General features: G+C 67.6%; 3 protein-coding genes and 1 pseudogene. All 4 read left to right on the top strand.

What is annotated here, in order from left to right:
* A pseudogene (locus EOA28_RS39050) lies at positions 1-390 on the top strand (hypothetical protein); the annotation flags it as partial.
* Between the two features lie 10 nt (positions 391-400).
* Positions 401-1,774, top strand: a complete 1,374-nt coding sequence (locus tag EOA28_RS27825) for an 8-oxoguanine deaminase (RefSeq protein ID WP_128315488.1) — start codon at positions 401-403, stop codon at positions 1,772-1,774.
* Positions 1,775-1,815: 41 nt separating this feature from the next.
* Positions 1,816-2,667, top strand: coding sequence for an aromatic ring-hydroxylating dioxygenase subunit alpha (locus tag EOA28_RS27820; protein ID WP_128315489.1), 852 nt, complete (start codon positions 1,816-1,818; stop codon positions 2,665-2,667).
* A gap of 27 nt (positions 2,668-2,694) precedes the next feature.
* Positions 2,695-3,896: amidohydrolase family protein (locus EOA28_RS27815; protein ID WP_128315487.1), on the top strand; the 1,202-nt coding region annotated here is incomplete at its 3' end.

Genomic DNA, 3,896 nt, shown 5'->3' with positions numbered 1-3,896 from the left:
CCCGCGCCCTGCGACCATGCCGTCCGACCAGGCCGGCACGAAGGCGAGCGTCAGGTAGGCGCCGGCGCCTACCTGACGCTCGCCTTCGTGCCGGCCTGGTCGGACGGCATGGTCGCAGGGCGCGGGTGGATCGCGGTCTCGCTCGTCATCTTCGCCGGTTACCGGCCGGTCAACGCCGTGCTCACGGCGCTGCTGTTCGGCCTCATCACGTCGATCGGCTTCGTCGGTCAGGCGCGCAACTGGCCGGTTGCCGCCCCGTTCCTGTCGATGCTGCCCTATCTCGGCACCATCGCGCTGATGATCGTGCCGGTGCTTGCCTGGCAGAAAGTGCGCCGCCTGATGGCCGCGCCGGCCGCTCTCGGCGAGCCGTTCTACCGCGATGTACGCTGATGGGCGGCCGATGACGACGCTTCTGGTCAAGAACATCGATCATCTCGCGACGGTCGACGACGCGCGCCGCGAGATTTCGGGCGGCGCGCTGTTCGTCCGCGACAATGTGATCGACAAGGTCGGCACGACGGCCGAACTCGCAGGGTTTGAGGCCGATGCGGTGCTCGACCTCTCCGGCCATGTCGTCATGCCGGGCATGGTGAACACCCACCACCACATGTACCAGAACTTGACGCGCGTCATGGTGCAGGACGACGAGCTGATGGTCTGGCTGAAGACGCTCTATCCGATCTGGGCCGAGCTGGACGACGACGCTATTTATGTCTCCGCGCGGGTCGCCATGGCCGAGCTCATTCATTCCGGCTGCACGACCAGCTCGGACCACCTCTATATCCTGCCCAACAACTGCACGCTGGATTCGACAATCGAGGCGGCGCGCGAGATCGGCCTGCGCTTCCATGCGGCCCGCGGAGCCATGTCGCGCGGCGAGAGCCAGGGCGGACTGCCGCCGGACTACTGCGTGGAGAAGGAAGACGCCATCCTCAAGGATGCGGAGCGCCTGATCCACACCTATCACGACGCGTCGCGCCACTCGATGGGCCGCATCGTGCTCGCGCCCTGCTCACCCTTCTCGGTGACGCCGGAGCTGATGCGCGACGCGGCCGCGCTGGCGCGGCAGCATCCCGGCGTGAACCTCCACTCGCATCTGGCGGAAGAGCTGTTCGAGGAGAAGTACTGCCACGAGATCTATGGCATGCGGCCGGTCGAATTCGCCGAATCCGTGGGCTGGCTCGGCGATGACGTCTGGTTCGCCCACTCAATCTTCATGACGAGCGGCGAGATAGACCGCTTCGCCGAGACAGGCACGGGCGTGGCGCATTGCCCGTCGGCCAATATGCGCTGCGGACAGGGCATCGCGAAAGTCCGCGAAATGCTGGACAAGGGCGTCAAGGTCGGCCTCGGCGTGGACGGCTCCGCCTCCAACGACACGTCCAACATGTTCATGGAGGCGCGGCTCGCGCTGATGCTGCAGCGCGTCGCGCCGCACCACTACCTTTCCGAGAAGCCGGGCGGGCGCGGCGGCTTCGGCGGCACCCCGACGGCGCTTTCGGCACGCGAGGCGCTGGAGATGGCGACGCGCGGCGGGGCGGCGCTGCTCGGCCGCGACGACATCGGCCATCTCGCGCCTGGCATGAGCGCCGACTTCATCGCGGTGAAGCGCGACCAGCTCGGCCTGTCCGGCACCGAACGCGACCCGCTCGCGGCGCTCGTGCTTTGCGGGCCCTTCCGCGTCGACTATTCCTACATCAACGGGAAATCATCGGCAAGGGCGCGTTCCGGTCCTTCGACGTCGAGAAGGCCCTTGCCGACCACCGCGCAGTGATGAACAGGATATACAACCAGTAGAGGGAGACGGGCATGGCCATGCAAGCCGAGAAGGCTGCTCTCGACCAGTGGTACTGCATAGAGGCGCTGGACGACATTCCGGTCGGCGCGATGCGCAACAGGCTGCTGGGCGTCGATCTCAGCGTCAGCCGCGATGCCGGCGGCAAGGTTGTCGTCACGCGCGCGGGCGACAGCGAGGCTTTGCCGATACGCGAACGCTACGGCTATTTGTGGGCGACGCTCGGCGCGCCCGAACGCGACGTCCTGCCGATCCCCGAGACGCAAGAGGACGACCGGCGCTGGGTGATCTGCGGCGCGGTCTCGGTCAGGGCCTCGGGGCTCAGGATCGTCGAGAACTTCCTCGACATGGCGCATTTCCCCTTCGTCCACACCGACATCCTCGGCGCCGAGCCGCACACGGAGGTGCGGCACTACACGACCGAAATCCGTCGCGACGTCGACGAGGTCTGGGCGACCAATTGCGAGTTCTTCCAGCCGCAGGCGGCGCTGTCCGCGACCGGAGGCATCATGACGCAGTACATGTACCGCGTCGCCAATCCCTTCGCGGTCATGCTCTACAAGACATGCCCGAACTCGGCGAACCGCTGGGACGTCATCTGCCTGTTCGTCCAGCCGGTCGAGCCGGACCGCTGCCGGGCTCATCCGGTGATGTTCCTGATCGATGACTTCTCGACGACGGCAGCACTCGTCCAGTTCCAGCAGCTCATCTTCCTGCAGGACCGGATCATTTTGGAGAACCAGCGGCCGCGGCTTCTGCCACTCGAGCCCCGCGCCGAAATCCCCACCCGCGCGGACGCCTCCTCGGTGGCCTACCGCCGCTGGCTGAAGGAAAAGGGCATCGTCTACGGCACCACGGCCATGGCCGCCTGAGCGGCTGCCTGGCCGCGCGAAGGCAACATGACCGACCTCAAGGGTAAGACATTGCTCGCCTCCGGCTTCCACGCGCCGGAGCGCGGCAGCATAGACGAGCTTCGCGACGCGCTGATCGCGGTTCGCGAGGACGGCGTCATCGCCTCCGTGCTGAGGCCGGGCGACGAAGCCTATGAGGCCGCCGTCGGCGCGGCGGCCAGGGCAGGGACGCTCGTCCGGCTGCCGAAGGGCCACTATCTGCTGCCCGGGCTTGTCGACCTGCACGTGCACGCGCCGCAATACCCGCAGCTCGGCCAGGCGCTTGACGTGCCGCTGGAGGTCTGGCTGCACAAGTACACCTTTCCGCTTGAGGCGCGTTACGCCGACGTCGCGTTTGCCCGGCGCAATTACGGCCTGCTGGTCGAAGACCTGCTCGCCAACGGCACGACGACCGCGCTCTATTTCGCCACCATCCACCGCGACGCGACCCGCATCCTCGTCGACGCCTGCCTAGAGCGCGGCCAGCGCGCCCTGGTCGGCAAGGTGGTCATGGACAACGCCGACCAGTGCCCCGACTACTATCGCGACGCCTCCGCGCAAGCGGCGGTCGACGGCGCGGCCGAGCTGATCGACTATGTCCGCGCGCACCCGGACAACGGGCACGGCCTGGTCCGTCCGGTGGTGACACCGCGTTTCATCCCCGCATGCACGGATGCCTCGCTCGTCGAGCTGGGAGCGCTCGCGAAGAGCTGCGGCTGCCATGTGCAGACGCATTGCTCGGAGAGCGACTGGGAGCATGGCTACGTGCTGGAGCGGTACGGCGTGACCGACACCGCGGCCCTCGACCGGTTCGGGCTGCTTGGCCGATTGAGCGTGCTCGCGCATGCCAACTTCATCACGCCGGACGACATGGACACGATCCGGGTGCGCCGTTCGGCGGTCGCCCACTGCCCGCTCTCCAACGCCTACTTCGCCAATGCGGTCTTTCCGCTGAAGGCAGCGCTGGAGAAGGGGCTCAATGTCGGGCTCGGAACCGACATTTCGGGCGGGCCGAGCGCCTCGCTCTTCGACGGCATGCGCGGCGCGGTCATGGCATCACGCATGCTGGAGACCGGCACCGACCCCGACGTGCCGCCGGAAAAGCGGAGCAGCCGGAGGGCCGCGCGGATCGATTTCCGCGACGCCTTCCACCTCGCAACCGCCGCGAACTGCCCGACCGGCAGGTCGAGCGCGGTCCCGCCCGCGGCGGG

This window comes from Mesorhizobium sp. M2A.F.Ca.ET.067.02.1.1, assembly GCF_004023285.1.
In the GTDB taxonomy this organism is placed as follows: domain Bacteria; phylum Pseudomonadota; class Alphaproteobacteria; order Rhizobiales; family Rhizobiaceae; genus Mesorhizobium.
This window is presented reverse-complemented; position numbering and strand designations above follow the sequence as displayed.